General features: G+C 64.1%; 16 protein-coding genes and 2 pseudogenes. 8 read left to right on the plus strand and 10 right to left on the minus strand.

Features of this window, described 5'->3' with window-relative positions; translation table 11 throughout:
* Nucleotide 1: 1 nt before the first annotated feature.
* Nucleotides 2-2,551 carry a patatin-like phospholipase family protein gene (locus HAP41_RS32315; RefSeq protein WP_166091494.1) on the plus strand — a complete coding sequence of 850 codons (2,550 nt, stop codon included), beginning with the start codon at nucleotides 2-4 and terminating at the stop codon, nucleotides 2,549-2,551.
* Between the two features lie 31 nt (nucleotides 2,552-2,582).
* On the opposite strand, the gene HAP41_RS32320 is transcribed toward HAP41_RS32315, so the two are convergent.
* The 8 genes from HAP41_RS32320 to HAP41_RS32355 all read right to left on the minus strand — a co-directional run bounded on the left by HAP41_RS32320 (nucleotide 2,583) and on the right by HAP41_RS32355 (nucleotide 9,443).
* Complete coding sequence (locus HAP41_RS32320) at nucleotides 2,583-4,187, minus strand: NTP transferase domain-containing protein (RefSeq protein ID WP_166091490.1); 1,605 nt, start codon at nucleotides 4,185-4,187, stop codon at nucleotides 2,583-2,585.
* Entirely contained in the window at nucleotides 4,184-4,885 is a 702-nt protein-coding gene (locus HAP41_RS32325) for an XdhC family protein (protein WP_166091485.1), read from the minus strand. Before HAP41_RS32325 ends, HAP41_RS32320 begins: the two co-directional genes overlap by 4 nt.
* A gap of 2 nt (nucleotides 4,886-4,887) precedes the next feature.
* Complete coding sequence (locus HAP41_RS32330; RefSeq protein ID WP_007602422.1) at nucleotides 4,888-5,211, minus strand: XdhC family protein; 324 nt, start codon at nucleotides 5,209-5,211, stop codon at nucleotides 4,888-4,890.
* Nucleotides 5,212-5,222: 11 nt separating this feature from the next.
* Complete coding sequence (locus HAP41_RS32335; protein WP_071912469.1) at nucleotides 5,223-6,425, minus strand: vWA domain-containing protein; 1,203 nt, start codon at nucleotides 6,423-6,425, stop codon at nucleotides 5,223-5,225.
* 140 nt (nucleotides 6,426-6,565) lie between these two features.
* Nucleotides 6,566-7,474 (minus strand): AAA family ATPase, encoded by a 909-nt coding sequence (locus tag HAP41_RS32340; RefSeq protein ID WP_014494196.1) that lies wholly within the window; start codon nucleotides 7,472-7,474, stop codon nucleotides 6,566-6,568.
* 62 nt (nucleotides 7,475-7,536) lie between these two features.
* On the minus strand, nucleotides 7,537-8,343 hold the full coding sequence (locus tag HAP41_RS32345; protein WP_014494195.1) for an FAD binding domain-containing protein: 807 nt from the start codon (nucleotides 8,341-8,343) through the stop codon (nucleotides 7,537-7,539).
* Between the two features lie 32 nt (nucleotides 8,344-8,375).
* Nucleotides 8,376-8,861: a (2Fe-2S)-binding protein gene (locus tag HAP41_RS32350; RefSeq protein ID WP_014494194.1), complete on the minus strand. Its 486-nt coding sequence runs from the start codon at nucleotides 8,859-8,861 to the stop codon at nucleotides 8,376-8,378.
* 135 nt (nucleotides 8,862-8,996) lie between these two features.
* Nucleotides 8,997-9,443: an SRPBCC family protein gene (locus HAP41_RS32355; protein ID WP_071912467.1), complete on the minus strand. Its 447-nt coding sequence runs from the start codon at nucleotides 9,441-9,443 to the stop codon at nucleotides 8,997-8,999.
* 173 nt (nucleotides 9,444-9,616) lie between these two features.
* Here HAP41_RS32355 and HAP41_RS32360 point away from each other — a divergent pair.
* The 3 genes and pseudogenes from HAP41_RS32360 to HAP41_RS32370 all read left to right on the plus strand — a co-directional run bounded on the left by HAP41_RS32360 (nucleotide 9,617) and on the right by HAP41_RS32370 (nucleotide 12,167).
* Nucleotides 9,617-10,961, plus strand: a pseudogene (locus tag HAP41_RS32360) (3-carboxy-cis,cis-muconate cycloisomerase).
* Nucleotides 10,962-10,977: 16 nt separating this feature from the next.
* Nucleotides 10,978-11,760 (plus strand): 3-oxoadipate enol-lactonase, encoded by a 783-nt coding sequence (gene pcaD / locus HAP41_RS32365; RefSeq protein ID WP_166091455.1) that lies wholly within the window; start codon nucleotides 10,978-10,980, stop codon nucleotides 11,758-11,760.
* A gap of 14 nt (nucleotides 11,761-11,774) precedes the next feature.
* On the plus strand, nucleotides 11,775-12,167 hold the full coding sequence (locus HAP41_RS32370) for a carboxymuconolactone decarboxylase family protein (protein ID WP_039152041.1): 393 nt from the start codon (nucleotides 11,775-11,777) through the stop codon (nucleotides 12,165-12,167).
* On the opposite strand, the gene HAP41_RS32375 is transcribed toward HAP41_RS32370, so the two are convergent.
* Entirely contained in the window at nucleotides 12,129-12,665 is a 537-nt protein-coding gene (locus HAP41_RS32375; RefSeq protein ID WP_166091451.1) for a hypothetical protein, read from the minus strand. The two genes, HAP41_RS32370 and HAP41_RS32375, sit on opposite strands and share 39 nt — an antisense overlap.
* 182 nt (nucleotides 12,666-12,847) lie before the next feature.
* Complete coding sequence (locus HAP41_RS32380) at nucleotides 12,848-13,006, minus strand: hypothetical protein (RefSeq protein WP_166091448.1); 159 nt, start codon at nucleotides 13,004-13,006, stop codon at nucleotides 12,848-12,850.
* 289 nt (nucleotides 13,007-13,295) lie between these two features.
* Between HAP41_RS32380 and HAP41_RS32385 the strand changes: the two genes are divergently transcribed.
* The 4 genes and pseudogenes from HAP41_RS32385 (at nucleotide 13,296) to HAP41_RS32400 (ending at nucleotide 17,121) form a co-directional block, all read left to right on the plus strand.
* Complete coding sequence (locus tag HAP41_RS32385; protein WP_028147449.1) at nucleotides 13,296-14,213, plus strand: ABC transporter permease subunit; 918 nt, start codon at nucleotides 13,296-13,298, stop codon at nucleotides 14,211-14,213.
* A gap of 10 nt (nucleotides 14,214-14,223) precedes the next feature.
* A pseudogene (gene livM / locus HAP41_RS32390) lies at nucleotides 14,224-15,542 on the plus strand (high-affinity branched-chain amino acid ABC transporter permease LivM).
* Complete coding sequence (locus HAP41_RS32395) at nucleotides 15,539-16,384, plus strand: ABC transporter ATP-binding protein (protein WP_166091440.1); 846 nt, start codon at nucleotides 15,539-15,541, stop codon at nucleotides 16,382-16,384. The pseudogene livM and the gene HAP41_RS32395 overlap by 4 nt, the downstream one beginning before the upstream one ends.
* The gene (locus HAP41_RS32400) at nucleotides 16,381-17,121 is read left to right on the plus strand and encodes an ABC transporter ATP-binding protein (RefSeq protein ID WP_014494184.1); all 741 of its coding nucleotides are present in this window, start codon (nucleotides 16,381-16,383) and stop codon (nucleotides 17,119-17,121) included. Before HAP41_RS32395 ends, HAP41_RS32400 begins: the two co-directional genes overlap by 4 nt.
* Nucleotides 17,122-17,257 lie beyond the last annotated feature (136 nt).

Below are 17,257 nucleotides of genomic sequence, written 5' to 3' on the forward strand. Positions count from 1 at the left end.
TATGCTTTCTACCAACGATCGAATTGTATTGGGCACCTTAATTGTTCTCATTCTTTGGCTCTTTCTTTTCCTCCCGGTCTATCACGAGTCCTTCGAAGGCATAGTTGTCGTCTGGGATTTCGTCAGCGCCGTAATTTGTGCTGGGATCGTGCTGTTGCTGCTGCCGAGTTTGTGGACCCGCATCCATGGGTTATTCGAGGTCTTTTCCGACCTCGCCGCTCCGATCTTCGTGCTGATTCTGGCAAGCGTTATCTATTCGACGGCGCAAATGCGCGAGGTTCTGTGGATCAAGTTTGCACCGGGCATCGATCCGAACGACCCGCTCGCGCCCTTCAGTCTCATGGCTGGCGTCTTCGGAACTGATCTGTGGGCAACGAGTTCGATGCTGCTGTTAGTCATCGCCCTCGGCGTATGGGGACCAGCCCACTTCTACCCGTATTCCGACGTTGTCTCAGCATTTCGGCTGTATCCCCACGCGCACCGAATAGCGGATCGCCTGCTCGAAGTCATGTCGCAAGCAAACCGTTTCGGCTTTGCTTGGCTGCTGGCGCCACTGCTTCCGGTTGTTATTTTCTACAACGCACTTGTGCCAACCTTTCCGCTGAAGGGTGAGCTGTTTTACGTGGGGTGGGAAATACTCTTCTATGGGCTTTTGCTGGCCTCTATATTTGGCCTCGTCTTCCTCTACACTCTGCTGGTGTACCTTACATCGCGAGACCGATGGCGTATCGATTTCGTCGTCAGAGCTTTTCCCTACTTGCCTTTGATCCCGTTCGTTACGCTATTCAAGAATTTCCCTCGGCTATCGGAAAGCTTTCTCAGTATCAAACTGAACCGCCAACTGTTCGAAGCGGCTCTTTTCTCGCTGTTTGTCCTGGCTATCTTTGCGTTTGTTCTGTTCTGCATCGTACCGATCGTCTACTTGGCCTCCGGGCTCAACATTATGAGTGTGGTGCAAAATGAGATTTTCACGGTAAATGTATTCTTGGCCGCCAGCTTGTCGTTTTCGGCGACGCTGTTCGGTCTGGCCCGTGAAAAGAAGCGATGGCACGGACTTCACGTCATCATCGGCGCGATGCTCGCGTTCGCGTATTTCGACCTTGACGACAACCACGCTATTCGCAGGCTTGCCGGCCAATCGACAGCTGGAACCTACGTGAAGCCATTAACTCTCGAGGACGGGTTTCAAACCTGGATAGCATCGCGCTCTGATCTCGACCGTTTCGAGGACGGCACCTACCCCGTCTACGTGGTGGCAGCTGAAGGAGGTGGCATCTACGCCGCATACCATGCCGGCATGTTCCTCGCCGCAATACAGGATCAGTATCCAGAATTCGCGCAGCACACATTTGCGATCAGTGCAGTCTCGGGAGGCGCTTTGGGCGCCTCGATATTTTCATCCCTCGTCAAGGCAAGAACACGAGTCGATGCGGCCAGAGCGCCTCAGAATTGGTATTGGGACAATGCACAGAGCTTTCTCCAGAAAGACTTCCTCTCCGATCTTGTAAGCGCAACTCTCTTCTTGGACGCGCCTGCGCGGATTCTGCCTTGCTGGAATCTCTTATGCCCCGGAGCAAGTTTGAATCGAGCGCGCGCGCTCGAGCGCTCCATCGAAAATGCTTGGCCGGCAGCGGCACAGGATCGGAAGTATCCAAATCCGTTCAAGTCCGGCATTCTCGGCTCTTGGGATCCCAAAAGTGTAGCTCCGGCCCTGCTCTTAAATTCGACCGAAGTCGAGACTGGCGAACGGGTGGTCGTTGCGCCGATGAGCTTGCAGAGCAGTCAAACGCCGGGTCTCTATAGCCTATCTGACAGGAATCCGACGCTCGATATCCCGCTCAGTACCGGTGTTGTATTGAGCGCGAGTTTTCCATTCGTAAGCCCAGCTGGTTGGTATGCAGCGACAGCTCCAACGGGAGAGAGAATACGTACTGAGAAGCGTCGGCTTGTTGATGGTGGTTATTCCGACAATTCGGGAATTGCTACGGCGCTCGATATCATCGCGCGACTTCAAGCATGCCCTGCCACTCGTCCGGTCGACTGCAAGCCTAAAGCGCGATTCATTCTTCTAGCCCTGGTTAGCCCTCCCGCCGACGACGGATTTGACAACTCTACCTACTCCTTTGGTGAATTGGCGACCCCACTGCGAGCCCTGGATAGCATTCGCTCCGAACGCGGCCGGCGCGCCGTTGCGCAGGCTCAACTATTTATGGACCAAAAGACTTGCGCCGACGCCGATCAAGAAAACCATAGTGCATCGTGCACCGAGGGGAGAGTGCGCAAGGTGATCCTCGCGACGGACGATGTGCGCGTCCCGCTCGGATGGGTGCTGTCGGATCGATCCCGTAGAGCGATCGAATGCAGTTTCGGCTTGGAAGCTCATTGTCCTGCAGCACCAATTGGCAAGAACACGGCTAGCATGCGCGAGAACAACAAGAGGATCGCGCTCCAGATCGGAAAGGAATTGAAAACCGATCGAATGTCCGAATCTTCTCCGCCCACCAACGATGCTGCGCATCTTGGAACGGGAGCCATTTCTCCGCCGCGGTGAAGAGAATAGCAGCGACCTCCTACGGGCACCACTACCCGCGTCGTGCCGCTTCCAGCGCCTGCGGCGTGTCGATGTCGAGGAAGGCGCTCTCGCCATCCACGGGGACTTCGGCCACCGCCTCGGTGTGCTTGGCGATCAGATGGCGCGCGCCGACGTCGCCGTCGAGCGTCATCAATTCCCTGAAGAAGCGGCGCGACCACAGCACGGGATTGCCGCGGCGCCCGTCACTGACGGGCACGACGATGAGGTTGCCGCGGTCCGGCGCAAAGCCGTCGATGAGACGGTCGATCAGGCCAGCATCGATCAGCGGCATGTCGCCCAAACAGACCACGGCGCCGTCGCAAGCCTCGGGTACGGCCGCGATGCCGGCCTTGACCGAGCTCGCGATGCCGCCGGCGAAATCCGGGTTGCGGACGAACTTCACCTTCAAGCCTTGCAGCGCCTGCTCGACCAACTCGGTCTGGTGCCCGGTGACGACGATCACCTCGGAGGCCTTGGAGGCCAGCGCCTGCTCGGTCGCGATCCGCACCAGCTTCTTGCCGTCGAGCTCGGCGAGCAGCTTGTTCGGTCCGCCCATCCGGGTCGAGCGGCCCGCCGCGAGCACGATGGCCGCGACCTGGCTGTTGCCCTCGATCGCGGGTTCTGCGCGCGGCTGCGGCCGCGTGACGATCTCCATCAGGAGGCCGCCGACGCCCATGCCCATCAACTCGGAACGCGTCACCTTGATGCCGGCGAGCAGCCGCATCAGCACCCAGTCAAAACCGTTCTCGACCGGCGAGCGCGCGCAGCCCGGCGCGCCCAGCACCGGCACCCCGCCGGCACGCGCGATCAGCAGCAAATTGCCGGGGTCGACCGGCATGCCGAAATGCTCGATCTCGCCGCCGATCCCAGTGACGGCCGCCGGAATCACGTCACGGCGGTCGGCGATCGCGGACGCCCCGAACACGATGACGAGCTCCGCACCAAGCCCGAGCAATTCCTTGATCGCGGCCGACAGCGCCAGCTCCTCATGCTGCACGCGCCGCTCGGCAATGATGCTGGCGCCAGCCGGCGCGAGCCGCTCGGCGGTGACGCGCAGCGTCTTGTCGATCACCTTCGACGAGAGGCCCGGCAGCAGCGTCGAGACCACGCCGACGCGCTTGATGACGTAGGGCGCGATCTTCAGTACGTCCCCGCCCGCCGCCTTCACCGCGGCATCGCGCAAATTGCCTTCGACGCCGAACGGGATGATCTTGACAGTGCCGACCATCTCGCCCTCGACCACCGGCTTGTAGGCGGAGAGCGTCGCAAAGGTGATGGCCTCGTCGACATTGTTGATGCGGTCGACCGCGGCGCGGTCGATCACCAGCACGCCCGGACGCGCGGCGAACAGATTGGCGCGGCCGGTGAAGGCGCGCTCGACATGAATGCCCTCGCCGCCGACGGCCAGCGCGATGCTGGCGGCGGCGACATCCTCGGAGACGTCACCCTCCTCCATGCGCACCACCACGACGTCCTTGATGCCGGCGCGCGTCAGCGCCTCGACCTCGGCCGGGCCGATCGTCGTGCCTTTCTTCAGCACCAGCGGACCCTGGCGCAGGGTGTGGACGGTCACCCCGCCGATCGCATCCTTGGGGCTCGCCGGTCCGAATTTCATGCCGCTTCTTCTTTTTCTTTTGGAGGCAGGCGCAGCACCGCCGTGATCTCGGCCATGATCGACACCGCGATCTCGGACGGCGAGACCGCGCCGATCGCAAGCCCAATCGGCGCGTGGATGCGCGCGATATCGCTGTCCTTGGCGCCCTGCGCGCGCAGCCGGTCGCCGCGCTTGGCATGCGTCTTCCGTGAGCCGAGCGCGCCGATATAGAAGCAGTTGCGCTCAAAGGCGTGCAGCAGCGCGGGATCGTCGATCTTCGGATCGTGCGTCACTGCGACGAAAGCCGTGTAGGCATCGACATTGAGCGGCGGCAGCGCGGTGTCGGGCCATTCGGCGACCAAGGGAACGTCAGGGAAGCGCTCGGGGCTCGCAAACGCCGTGCGGGGATCGACCACGGTGACGTCATAGCCCAGCGAGCGCGCCAGCGGCGCAAGCGCCTGGCTGATATGGACCGCGCCGACGATGACGAGCTTTGCGGTCGGCGCGTAGACGTTGAGGAACAGCTTTTTGCCGCCGGCTTCGACACTGGCGCTCTTGCCCATGCGAAGCTGCTTGTCCAGTTCGGCACGCAGCGGGTCGTTTGCAAAATCCGCAGCCTTCACCAGGCGCTGATCGCCGCTCTCGGTGTCGGTCACCAGGATCACCGGTCGGCGCGCGGCGCGCTCGGCATTGAGTTCGTGCAGGATTGCGAGCTTCACGGCTAGCCGACCTTCTCGACGAAGACGCGGATGGTGCCGCCGCAGGACAGCCCGACATTCCAGGCCGTCTCATCGGCAACGCCGAACTCCAGCATCCTGGGCTTGCCGCTCTGGATCACGTCCATGGCCTCGGTGACCACGGCGCCCTCGACGCAGCCGCCGGAGACCGACCCCAGAAACGTGCCCTCATCGTTGATGACGAGGCTCGAGCCCGCCGGGCGCGGCGCCGAGCCCCAGGTCTCGACAACGGTGGCCAGCGCGACGCCCCGGCCGGCCTTCTGCCAATCTTCCGCCGCCTTCAGAATATCCTCGTCGCGATCGAGCATGGCTTAACCTCTCAAGCTGCGGAACGGATCAGGCTGCGGTGATGCGGCGGCAGCGGCCGGGAGAGCGTCGTGATCAGCTCCTGGATCGAACTCAAATTATGTACCGGGCGGAATTCGTCAACGTGCGGGAGCATCATTTTGATGCCCTGCGCCTTGGCCTCGAAGCCGCCGAACCGCAGAAGCGGGTTGAGCCAGATCAGCCGCCGGCAGGACCGGTGCAGCCGGTCCATCTCGAAGGCGAGCCTGGAATCGGCCTCCCGCTCCAGCCCGTCGGAGATCAGCAGCACGATGGCGCCCTGGCTCAGCACGCGCCGCGCCCACAATTTGTTGAAGTTGTGCAGCGAGGCCGAAATCCGGGTGCCGCCGGCCCAGTCCTCGACCGAGGCCGAGCAGCTCGCCAGCGCCTCATCGGGGTCGCGCTGGCGCAGCGCACGGGTGACGTTGGTCAGCCGCGTGCCGAACAGGAACACCGAGACGCGCTTGCGGGCGTCGCCGATGGCGTGGAGAAAGTGCAGGAACAGGCGGGTGTACTCGCTCATCGAGCCCGAGATATCGAGCAACGCGACGATCGGCGCCGGCTTTTCGATGCGCCCGAGGCGATGGATGTCGATGATGTCGCCGCCGGTGCGCAAGGACGCGCGCAGCGTGCGGCGCAAATCGAGACGAAGCCCGCGGGGATCGGGCCGGTGCCGGCGCGTCAGAAGCTCGGCCTGCGGCAACCGCATCCGCTCGACGGCGCGGAGCGCTTCGGTGATCTCGGCCGCGCTCATCTGGGCAAAATCCTTCTTCTGAAGGATCTCCTTGTCGGAGACCGACAGGCGCAAATCCTGCTCCTGGTGCTGCGGCGTCTCCGTCATCCGCGGCTGCGACATCGCCTCCTGCACGCGGCGGGAGCCGGCCTGCGGCTTCTTCTTGGCCTGCTCCGGCAACGGCACCGAATCCAGCATGTGCTTCCACTCTTCCGAGGCGCGGAAGAACAAGTTGAAGGCCTGCCTGAAGATCAGCGCATGCTCGTGGCGCTTGACGAAGATCGCCTCCAGCGTGGTGAAGACGTCGGCGCGGTTGCCGATGTCGATCACCTGGAGCGCGCTCATGGCATCGATGACGGCGCCCGGCCCGACAGGCATGCTGGCTGCACGCAACGCGCGGGCAAAGCCGACGATGTTGTCGGCGAACTGCTCGGTCTGGTCGGGCGCAAGGTGGTTGATGGCCATGGATCAGCACTCTCACTCGTCATTCCGGGGCGCCGCGTCAGCGGCGAGCCCGGAATCCATAACCACGATCGGGACTATGGATTCCGGGCTCGCGACTTCGTCGCGCCCCGGAATGACGAGTTAGTTATGACGCACCAGCGTCAATTCTCGCTCGTCGCTTCCTTCAGCACCTTTTGCAGGGTGTCGCCCTGCATGCGGGTGATGTCGTCCTGGTACTTGAGCAGCGCGCCCAGCGTGTCGCCGACCACTTGCGGGGTCAGCGAGCGGGCGTCGAGCTCCGACAGCGCGGTGGCCCAATCGATGGTCTCGGCGACCCCCGGTGACTTGTAGAAATCCTGATTGCGCAACGCCTGGACGAAACGCACGACCTGCTGCGACAGCTTGGCCGAGATGCCGGGCACGCGCGTCTTGACGATCGCGAGCTCGCGCTCGGCTTCGGGATAGTCGACCCAGTGATAGAGGCAGCGCCGCTTCAGCGCGTCATGGATCTCGCGGGTACGGTTGGAGGTGATGATGACGATCGGCGGATGCGGCGCCTTCACGGTGCCGAACTCGGGGATGGTCACCTGGAAGTCACTGAGGATTTCGAGCAGGTACGCCTCGAACGCCTCGTCGGCGCGGTCGAGCTCGTCGATCAGCAGCACCGGCGGTCCCGCAACGTCGGGCTCCAACGCCTGGAGCAGAGGCCGCTTGATCATGTAGCGGTCGGCGAAAATGTCGGACGAGAGCTGATCGCGGTCGGTGTCGCCGGCGGCTTCCGCCATCCGGATCGCGATCATCTGCGCGGCGCTGTTCCACTCGTAGACGGCGGAGGAGACGTCGAGGCCCTCGTAGCACTGCAGGCGGATCAGCTTCCGCCCCAGCGCCGCCGACAGCACCTTGGCGATCTCGGTCTTGCCGACGCCGGCTTCGCCCTCCAGGAACAGCGGCCGGCCCATGCGCAGCGACAGATAGGTCACCGTCGCCAGCGACCGCTCCGCGAGATAACCGCGCGAAGTCAAGAGTTCGAGCATCGCATCGACCGATGCCGGCAGAGCCGTGAGAGTCATGAAAAAGCCAGTCTCGCTACGCCCTCACCGGGGACAAGTTTGGGCCGAGGCGTGAGGTTCACTCACTCCTTGGCGTTGGCGGCATCGAGGGCACGCCGCGTCAGCACCCCGATGAGATGCGCACGGTATTCGGCGCTGCCATGGATGTCGCTGTTGAGGCCTTCCGCCGGCACTTCGATGCCGTCGAGCGCCTTCGCGGCGAAGCGCTTCTTCAGGGCTTCCTCGAACGCGGTGACGCGGAACACGCCTTCGGAGCCGGCACCGGTGACGGCGACGCGCACGTCCGAAGGACGCCGCGCCACGAACACGCCGACCAGCGCATAGCGCGAAGCCTGGTTGCGGAACTTGATGTAGGCCGCCTTCTTCGGCAGCGGGAACATCACCTTGGTGATGATCTCGTCGGCTTCGAGCGCCGTCGTGAACAGGCCCTGGAAATACTCTTCCGCCTTGAGGCGGCGCTTGTTGGTGACGATGGTGGCGCCGAGCGCGAGCACCGCGGCCGGATAGTCCGCGGTCGGATCGTTGTTGGCGAGCGAGCCGCCGATCGTGCCCTTGTGGCGCACGGCGGGGTCGCCGATCTGGCTGGCAAGATTGGCCAGTGCCGGGATCGCCTCACCGACGATCGCGGAGCTTGCGACCTCGGCATGCCTGGCGGTGGCGCCGATCACGAGCGCACGGCCCTTCATCTCGATCGTGTTGAGCCCCTCGATATGGGAGAGGTCGACCAGATGGGGCGGGCTCGCGAGACGCTGCTTCATGACGGGAATCAGCGTGTGGCCGCCGGCGATCACCTTGGCGTCTTCGTTCTTCACCAGGAGGTTGGCCGCCTGGCGAACGGTCCCAGGGCGATGGTATTTGAATTCGTACATCTGAATGTCCTGATCGCAGAATGCGCGCGCGGTTAGGCGAGATCGGATTTCGCCATCGCCTTGGCGCCGGCGGAGATCGAAGCGACGATGTTCTGGTAGCCGGTGCAGCGGCAGAGATTGCCTTCCAGCTCCTCGCGGATGGTGTGGTCGTCGAGCTCGTGGCCCTTGCGATGGACGATGTCGATCGCCGTCATGATCATGCCCGGCGTGCAGAAGCCGCACTGCAGGCCATGGTGCTCGCGGAAGGCCTCCTGCATCGGATGCAGCGGAGCGCCGTCGGCGGCCAGTCCCTCGATCGTCTTGACCTCGTGGCCGTCGGCCATCACGGCCAGCGTGGTGCAGGACTTCACGGCCTTGCCGTCGAGATGCACGACACAGGCGCCGCACTGCGAGGTGTCGCAGCCGACGTGGGTGCCGGTCAGGCGCAGATTCTCGCGCAGGAACTGCACCAGAAGGGTGCGGGGATCGACGTTGGCCGTGACAGGATTGCCGTTCACGATGAGGGAGATTTTTGCCATAAGCACTCTCTATCAGCGCCCCGACGGGTCCCGTCGAAGCGGTTCTTATAATTATTCCAACCCATCATATGGGCCATTATGCCCCGGGGCAACATCGCCCCGGACGCAAGGCGCCATGCCGAAAGGCGATAGCCCTCAGCCCTGTACCGCCTTGGCGAAGTTCGCGAAAAATTCGTCGGCCAGTTTCTTGGCCGTGCCGTTGATGAGGCGCTGGCCGAGCTGCGCCAACTTGCCGCCGATCTGCGCCTCGACCTCGTAGGAGAGCAGCGTACCGCCGTCCTTCTCCGCGAGCTTGACCACAGCGCCGCCCTTGGCGAAGCCGGCCACCCCGCCCTCGCCTTCGCCGGAGATCTTGTAGCCGTTCGGCGGGTCGAGATCGGAGAGTGTGACCTTGCCCTTGAAGCGCGCCGACACCGGCCCGACCTTCATTTTCGCCGTCGCGCGAAAGCCGCCGTCGTCGGTCTTCTCCAGCTCCTCGCAGCCGGGGATGCAGGCCTTCAGCACCTCGGGATTATTGAGCTTCTCCCACACGGCCTCGCGCGGCGCCGCAAGCTGGACTTCGCCGTTCATCGTCATGGCCATGGGGTACCTCCCGGATGCTTCTCTATAAATAATGTGCTCAAGTAACGCACAGAGGCCGCAAAGGAAAGGGCAGCCCCCGGCCACGTGCAATGCATATTCGCAACTGCAAAAAGCTTTGCGCCGATGGTTTGGGATTGGCAGAGCCGGGGCATGGTGATTAGGTCCCGCGCAACATGAGCACAGCCCTCTCCCCCCTGCTCGCGCCGATGCTGTCGAGCGCAGCCATGCGCGCGGTCTGCGACGACCGGTCAACCCTCCAGAACATGCTCGATTTCGAGGCAGCCCTGGCACGCGCCGAGGCCGCCACGGATGTGATTCCCGCATCCGCGGTGGGCCCGATCGAAGCCGCGTGCAAGGCCGATAGCTTTGACATGGCCGCTCTGGGCGAGGCCGCGACGCGATCCGGCAATCTCGCGATTCCCCTGGTCAAGGCGCTCACGGCCAATGTCGGCAAGGCCGATGCGGAGGCCGCGCGCTACATCCATTGGGGCGCGACGAGCCAGGATGTCATCGACACCGCGACCATGCTCACGCTTCGCGCCGGCATCGATGCACTCGATGCCGATCTCAGCCGCGCCATCAAGGGCTTTGCCGCCCTGGCGCGGAGCCATCGCAACACCGCCATGGTGGCACGGACCTGGCTCCAGCACGCGCTGCCGATGCCGTTCGGCCTGAAGGCTGCGGAATACGCATCGAGCCTCGCCCGCGCCCGCTGCCGCCTGCGGCGGCTCTCTTGCGCTGCAATTCGGCGGCGCGGCCGGCACGCTCGCGGCCCTCGGCGACAAGGGGCTCGTCGTTGCAGAGCGATTGGCGCAGGAGCTCAACCTGCCGCTGCCGGAAGCGCCCTGGCACACCCATCGCGACCGGATCGCGGAAGCCGCATCATGCTTTGCGATTCTCGCCGGAAGCTGCGGCAAGATCGCGCGCGACGTCTCGCTGATGATGCAGACCGATGTTGGCGAAGCGTTCGAGCCTGCCGGCGAAGGCCGCGGCGGCTCCTCGACCATGCCGCACAAGCGCAATCCGGTCGCGGCCGCCAGCGCGCTGGGCTGCGCAACCATGGCCCCGCAGCTCGCCGCGACGATCTTCGCAGCCCAGGTGCAGGACCACGAACGCAGCGCCGGCCCTTGGCACGCGGAATGGCCGACGCTGCCGCAATTGATGCTGGTCGCCTCGGGCGCGCTCGCCGCCATCGTCGACATCGCGGAGGGCCTCGACGTCGATGCCGCGCGCATGCGCAGCAACCTCGATGCGACGCATGGGCTCATCATGGCGGAGGCGGTCACCTTTGCGCTGGCCGACAAGATCGGCAAGAGCGATGCGCATCATCTGATCGAGGCCGCCAGCAAGCGCGCGGTCGCCGAGAAGAAGCATCTGCGCGATGTGCTGTCGGCCGATTCGCAGGTCACGGCGCATCTTTCGCCGGAAAAAATTGCGGCATTGTTCGAGCCGATGGCCTATCAAGGGGCTTCCCAAGCCCTGATCGACCGGCTGCTCGACAGCCTCGAGCGCGACTGAAACGGAGACGCCCAGCATGCCCATGATCGATGCCGACGGTTGCCTGATCAACGTCTCCGTCGAGGGCCGCGACGGCGGGCCGACGCTGATGCTGTCTAATTCGCTCGGCTGCACGCTGCAGATGTGGGAGCCGCAGATGAAGGCGCTGACGCAGGTGTTCCGCGTCATCCGCTATGACCGCCGCGGCCACGGCAAGTCCAACGTTCCGCCTGCCCCCTATACGATGGAGCGCTTCGGCCGCGACGTGCTGGCAATCCTCGACGACCTCAACATCGAGAAGGTGCATTGGTGCGGCCTGTCGATGGGCGGCATGGTCGGGCAATGGTTAGGGGCCAATGCGCCGGAGCGCTTCGGCAAGCTCATCCTCGCCAACACCTCCTGCTACTACGCCGAGCCGACCAAATGGCTGGAGCGCATCGACGCCGTGAAGAAGGGCGGCATCGCGGCGGTGGCCGATGCCGTGATCGCGGGCTGGCTGACCCAGGATTTCCGCGAGCGTGAGCCGCAGATCACGGCGAAGATGAAGTCGATGCTGCTCGCCTCCCCCGTCGAGGGCTATCTCGCCTGCTGCGAGGCGCTGTCGACGCTCGATCAGCGCGAGATGCTCGCCAAGATCAAGAGCCCGACGCTGGTGATCGCCGGCCGCCACGACATGGCAACGCCGATCTCGGCGGGTGAATTGATCCGCTCCAACATTCCCGGCGCAAGCATGACCATCATCGACGCCGCGCACATTTCCAATGTCGAGCAGCCGCACGCGTTCACCGACGCGGTGGTGGGTTTCCTGACGCAGCGCTAGCCGGAGAAAAAAACATGGACGACCAGAAACGCCGCGATGCCGGCATGAATGTGCGCCGGAAGGTTTTGGGCAATGCCTGGGTCGACAAGTCGATCGCGGGCCGCAACGCCTTCAACACCGACTTCCAGGACATGATCACGCGCTACGCCTGGGGCGAGATCTGGACGCGGCCGCATTTCGACGAGCGTACGCGGCGCGTGCTCGTGATCGGCACCATGGTCGCGCTGGGGCAATGGGACGAATTCCGCCTGCATGTGCGCGCGGCGCTCGCCGAGGGCGGCTTCACCCCCGACGACATCAAGGAAATCCTGCTTCAGCAGGCAATCTATTGTGGCGTGCCGGCGGCGAACCACGCCGTCAAGGAAGCCTCAGCCATTGTGCAGGAGCTCGGCCTGCTCAAGAGCTAGCGGCGCGGCGGTCTCGACGGTCTCCCGAACGTCCTTGGGCGCCGGCGCGGGCCGTTCGATCACCACCACGATGGCAGCGCCGAGCAGCAGCAGGAGCTCGGTAGCATGCAGCCGGAGCGCGGCCATCTCGCCGACCTTCGAGGCCATCAACATGCTCGTAAACGAGATGAGGCTGCCGATCGCAAGCGCAATGCCGAGCGCCTCGTCGCTGCCGCCATTCTTGCGGACGCGGGGAATGCAAAGAAGCGCGAGATAGATGGCAAAGAACGCCACCACCGTCAGCCGGCCCAGCGCCAGTAGCCAGGCGGCACGCACTGTGCTCATCCCCGCCATCTGAAGATGGTCGCTGAGGAACAGCGCCACCGCGACACTCGGCCGCTCGTAGAGGCCGTGCACCGGTGCCACCATGATGTTGAAGGCCACGAGCGTCCAGGCCGGGATGAAATAGGCCGCCAGCAGGGCGCCGTTGACCGAACCGATCCGCCAATTCCTGAACATGCCGCTTCCCGCTTCGCTCGCTGCGCGCCTTCCATGGAAAGGCTTTGCCGAGGAGCTAACTCGCATCAGACCATGGCGGCAATTTAAACCCTTTGTTTACCTTAACTGGCCCGCCGGTCGTCGCGCCCACGGAAAAAGGCCCCGCCTCCCGGCGGGGCCCTCTTCGCGTCTAGGCTCCGAAACTACTTGTCCTGACCGTGCTGGCCGCCCTGTTGCTGGCCGGGCTTCTCGCCCTGGCGCTGCGGATCCTGCTGCTGCTGTCCGGGTTTCTGCCCGCCACCCTGCTGCTGCCCGGGTTTCTGAGTCTGCTGGCCCGGATTCTGATCTTGCTGCTTCGACATTTGGGGGAACTCCCTAGTTGGACCTCAGAGGAGAGACAACGGCCGGGATTCAGTTTGGTTGCTTTGCGGAACCCGGTTCCTCGCACCTGCGGAACCGAAATGACATCCGTAGCGAAATGACCTCTGTACAAGCCTTTGTGTCGAGGCATGGCCAGTTGCAGCCACCAGTTCCCTCCTGTTACAAAACGAGAAGAATGCTTAGGGGCTGCCGGGGCCCGAGAAGAAACTCAATCACACTTTCTCTCGAAGAGCTCCCTTTGAGCCGCGTCAGGTTTGGTAACGGCAGCCCATGGATTATTTCGCCCAGCAGCTCATCAACGGTCTCGTTCTGGGCTCGATCTACGGCCTGATCGCCATCGGCTATACGATGGTCTACGGCATCGTCGGCATGATCAATTTCGCCCATGGCGATGTCTTCATGATCGGCGGCTTCATCGCCCTGATCACCTTCCTGATCCTGATCTCGCTCGGCCTGACCGCGATCCCGGTGATCCTGCTGGTGGTGCTGCTGGTGTCGATGGCGATCACCGCGCTCTATGGCTGGACCATCGAACGCATCGCCTACCGGCCCCTGCGCCATTCCTTCCGCCTCGCCCCGATGCTGTCGGCGATCGGCATGTCCTTCGTGCTGACCAATTACTCGCAGGTCGCGCAGGGCGCCCGCGTCAAGCCGATTCCACCCTTCATCACCGGCGGCTATACGCTGCACGAAAGCGCGGACGGCTTTGTGATCCAGCTCTCCAACATCCAGATCATGGTGGTTCTCACCACCATCGTGCTGCTTGGGATCTTCACCTGGCTGGTCTCGCGCACCCGGCTCGGCCGCGACATGCGGGCCTGCGAGCAGGACCAGACCATGGCGGCGCTGCTCGGCGTCAACGTCGACCGCACCATCTCCATGACCTTCGTGATCGGCGCAGCACTCGCCGCAGTCGCGGGCCTGATGTACCTGCTCTATTACGGCCTGGTGGATTTCTTCATGGGCTTCGTCGCCGGCATCAAGGCGTTCACCGCGGCCGTGCTCGGCGGCATCGGCTCGCTGCCTGGCGCCATGCTGGGCGGTCTCGCGATCGGCCTGATCGAGACGTTCTGGTCGGCCTATTTCTCGGTCGAGTACAAGGACGTCGCGGCGTTCTCGATCCTGATCGTCGTGCTGATCTTCATGCCGACCGGCCTGCTCGGCCGTCCCGAAGTCGAAAAAGTTTGACGGTCGCCGCGTGACAATTCTCTCGAGCAATACGGCCAAACCTGCAACGGACATCCCCGCTCTGCTGAAGACGGCCTTCGTCAACGCCCTGATCGCGCTGGTGCTGTTCTCGCTGATGGTCGGCGTCCGCACCGAAGCGGGTTCCGACGGCCAGCTCACCTATTGGACCCGCTTCGGCGAGGTCGCCTCCCTCGTTGCCGCCGTGTTCGGCGGCTCGATCGTGCTCGGGCTGTTGCGACAGTGGATCGGTTCCAGCGGCACCGACAAGCTGGTGCCGCCGGCTATACGCAGCGGCATGTCGTTTCTGGGCCGTTACTTGGCGCCCGCACTTCTGATCTTCACGGTGCTTGTGCCGGTGATCTTCTATGATCAGCGCTATATCCTCGACCTCGCGATCCTCGTGCTCACCTATGTCATGCTCGGCTGGGGGCTGAACGTCGTGGTCGGGCTCGCCGGCCTGCTCGACCTCGGCTACGTCGCCTTCTATGCGGTCGGCGCCTATTCCTACGCGCTGCTGGCGACCAATTTCGGCTGGTCGTTCTGGGTCTGCCTGCCGCTCGCCGGCATCCTCGCCGCGTTCTGGGGCGTGCTGCTCGGCTTCCCCGTGCTGCGCCTGCGCGGCGACTATCTCGCCATCGTGACGCTCGCCTTCGGCGAGATCATCCGCCTCGTCATCATCAACTGGCAGAGCCTCACCGCGGCCCCAACGGCGTCTCCAGCATTCCCCGCCCCTCGTTCTTCGGCATCCCGCTGGACAACAGCGACAACGGGCTCGCCGCCAGGCTCGGCATCGAATATTCGCCGACCCAGCGCATCGTCTTCCTGTTCTACCTGATCCTGGCGCTTGCGCTGCTCACCAACTGGGTGACGATCCGGCTGCGCCGCCTGCCGATCGGCCGCGCCTGGGAGGCCTTGCGCGAGGACGAGGTCGCCTGCCGCGCGCTCGGCATCAACACCACGACCACCAAGCTCACGGCGTTCGCGACCGGCGCTATGTTCGGCGGCTTTGCCGGTGCGTTCTTCGCGACGCGCCAGGGCTTCATCAGCCCGGAATCCTTCACCTTCCAGGAATCGGCGCTGGTGCTCGCCATCGTCGTGCTCGGCGGCATGGGCTCGCAGCTCGGCGTCGCGCTCGCCGCGCTCGCCATGATCGGCGGCTTCGAGCTGTTCCGCAGCCTCGAGACCTACCGCATGCTGGTGTTCGGCATGGCCATGGTGCTGATCATGATCTGGCGGCCGCGCGGCCTGATCGGCCATCGCGCGCCGACCGTGTATCTGACCAAGGCGCAGGCGATCTCTTCCGACCTCGTCAAGGAAGGGCACGGATGAGCGCCGACAAGATTAGCGACAAGATTCTTGGCGTCGATCGGCTGACCATGCGCTTCGGTGGCATCGTCGCCGTGCAGGACCTGTCGTTTGCGGCCGAACGGAAGAAGATCACCGCGCTGATCGGACCGAACGGCGCCGGCAAGACCACCGTGTTCAACTGCATCACCGGCTTCTACAAGCCGAGCGGCGGCGCCATTCGCCTCACCCACGACGACGGCAAGGTGATTGCGCTGGAGCGGCTGAACGATTTCCGCATCGCCAAGCAGGCCAAGGTGGCGCGCACCTTCCAGAACATCCGCCTGTTTCCCGGCATGACCGCGCTGGAAAACCTGATGGTGGCGCAGCACAACGCGCTGATGCGCGCCTCCGGCTTCACCTTTCTCGGCCTCATCGGCGCGCCCGGCTACCGCGACGCCGAAAAGCGCGCGATCGACCTCGCCACCGACTGGCTGAAGCGGGTCAATCTGCTCGACCGCGCCGACGACGCCGCCGGCAATTTCGCCTATGGCGACCAGCGCAGGCTCGAGATCGCGCGCGCGATGTGCACCGAGCCCGCGCTTTTGTGCCTGGACGAGCCGGCGGCGGGTCTCAACGCGCGCGAGAGCGCAGCCCTGAGCGAGCTCCTGCTCTCGATCCGCAACGAGCTCGGCACCTCGATCCTGCTGATCGAGCACGACATGTCGGTCGTGATGGAGATCTCCGACCACATCGTGGTGATGGACCACGGCGTCAAGATCGCGGAAGGCTCTCCGCGCGAGATCCGCGACAATCCCAAGGTGATCGCCGCCTATCTCGGCACCGACGAGGAAGAGGCCGTGGCGGTGATGGAGAGCGGGTCGTGACGTCGTCCGCTCCCCTGCTGTCGATCCGGGGCCTGCGCGCCGCCTACGGCAAGATCGAGGCGCTAAAGGGCGTCGATGTCGAGATCAGCGCCGGCGAGATCGTCGCGCTGATCGGCGCCAACGGCGCCGGCAAGTCGACGCTGATGATGACGATCTTCGGCAAGCCGCGCGCCCGCGCCGGCCAGATCCTGTACGAAGGCCGCGACATCACCGACGTTCCCACCCATGAGATCGCCCATTTGCGCATCGCGCAATCGCCGGAAGGCCGCCGCATCTTCCCGCGCATGAGCGTCGCGGAAAACCTCCAGATGGGGGCGGATGCTACCGGATGCACCGACGCCGAACGCGAGGCCACGCTGCAACGCGTCTTCACGCTGTTCCCGCGCCTGAAGGAGCGCTACGCCCAGCGCGGCGGAACGCTGTCCGGCGGCGAGCAGCAGATGCTGGCAATCGGCCGCGCCCTGATGAGCCGCCCCCGCCTGCTTCTGCTCGACGAGCCCTCGCTCGGGCTGGCGCCGCTGATCGCGCGCCAGATTTTCGATGCGATCCGCACCCTGAACCGCCAGGACGGCCTGACGGTCCTGATCGTCGAGCAGAACGCCAACCATGCGCTGAAGCTCGCCCATCGCGGTTACGTCATGGTCAACGGCCTGATCACGCTGGCCGGGACCGGCGCCGAGTTGTTGCAGCGCCCCGAGATTCGCGCCGCCTACCTGGAGGGCGGCCGGCACGGCTGAGGTTGCCGACGGGGAGCGCGTGCGGCCGAATGTGGCGAGATATCTCCGCCAATGCCCGTATTTTGCCGGTGACTTCTCCCGAGATTCATTCAAGAATGGCGCCGGTTTAGACCGGGCGTACCCGGCAACTTCCACA

Origin of the sequence: Bradyrhizobium barranii subsp. apii (genome assembly GCF_011516635.5) — a bacterium.
Taxonomy (GTDB): Bacteria; Pseudomonadota; Alphaproteobacteria; order Rhizobiales; family Xanthobacteraceae; genus Bradyrhizobium; species Bradyrhizobium barranii.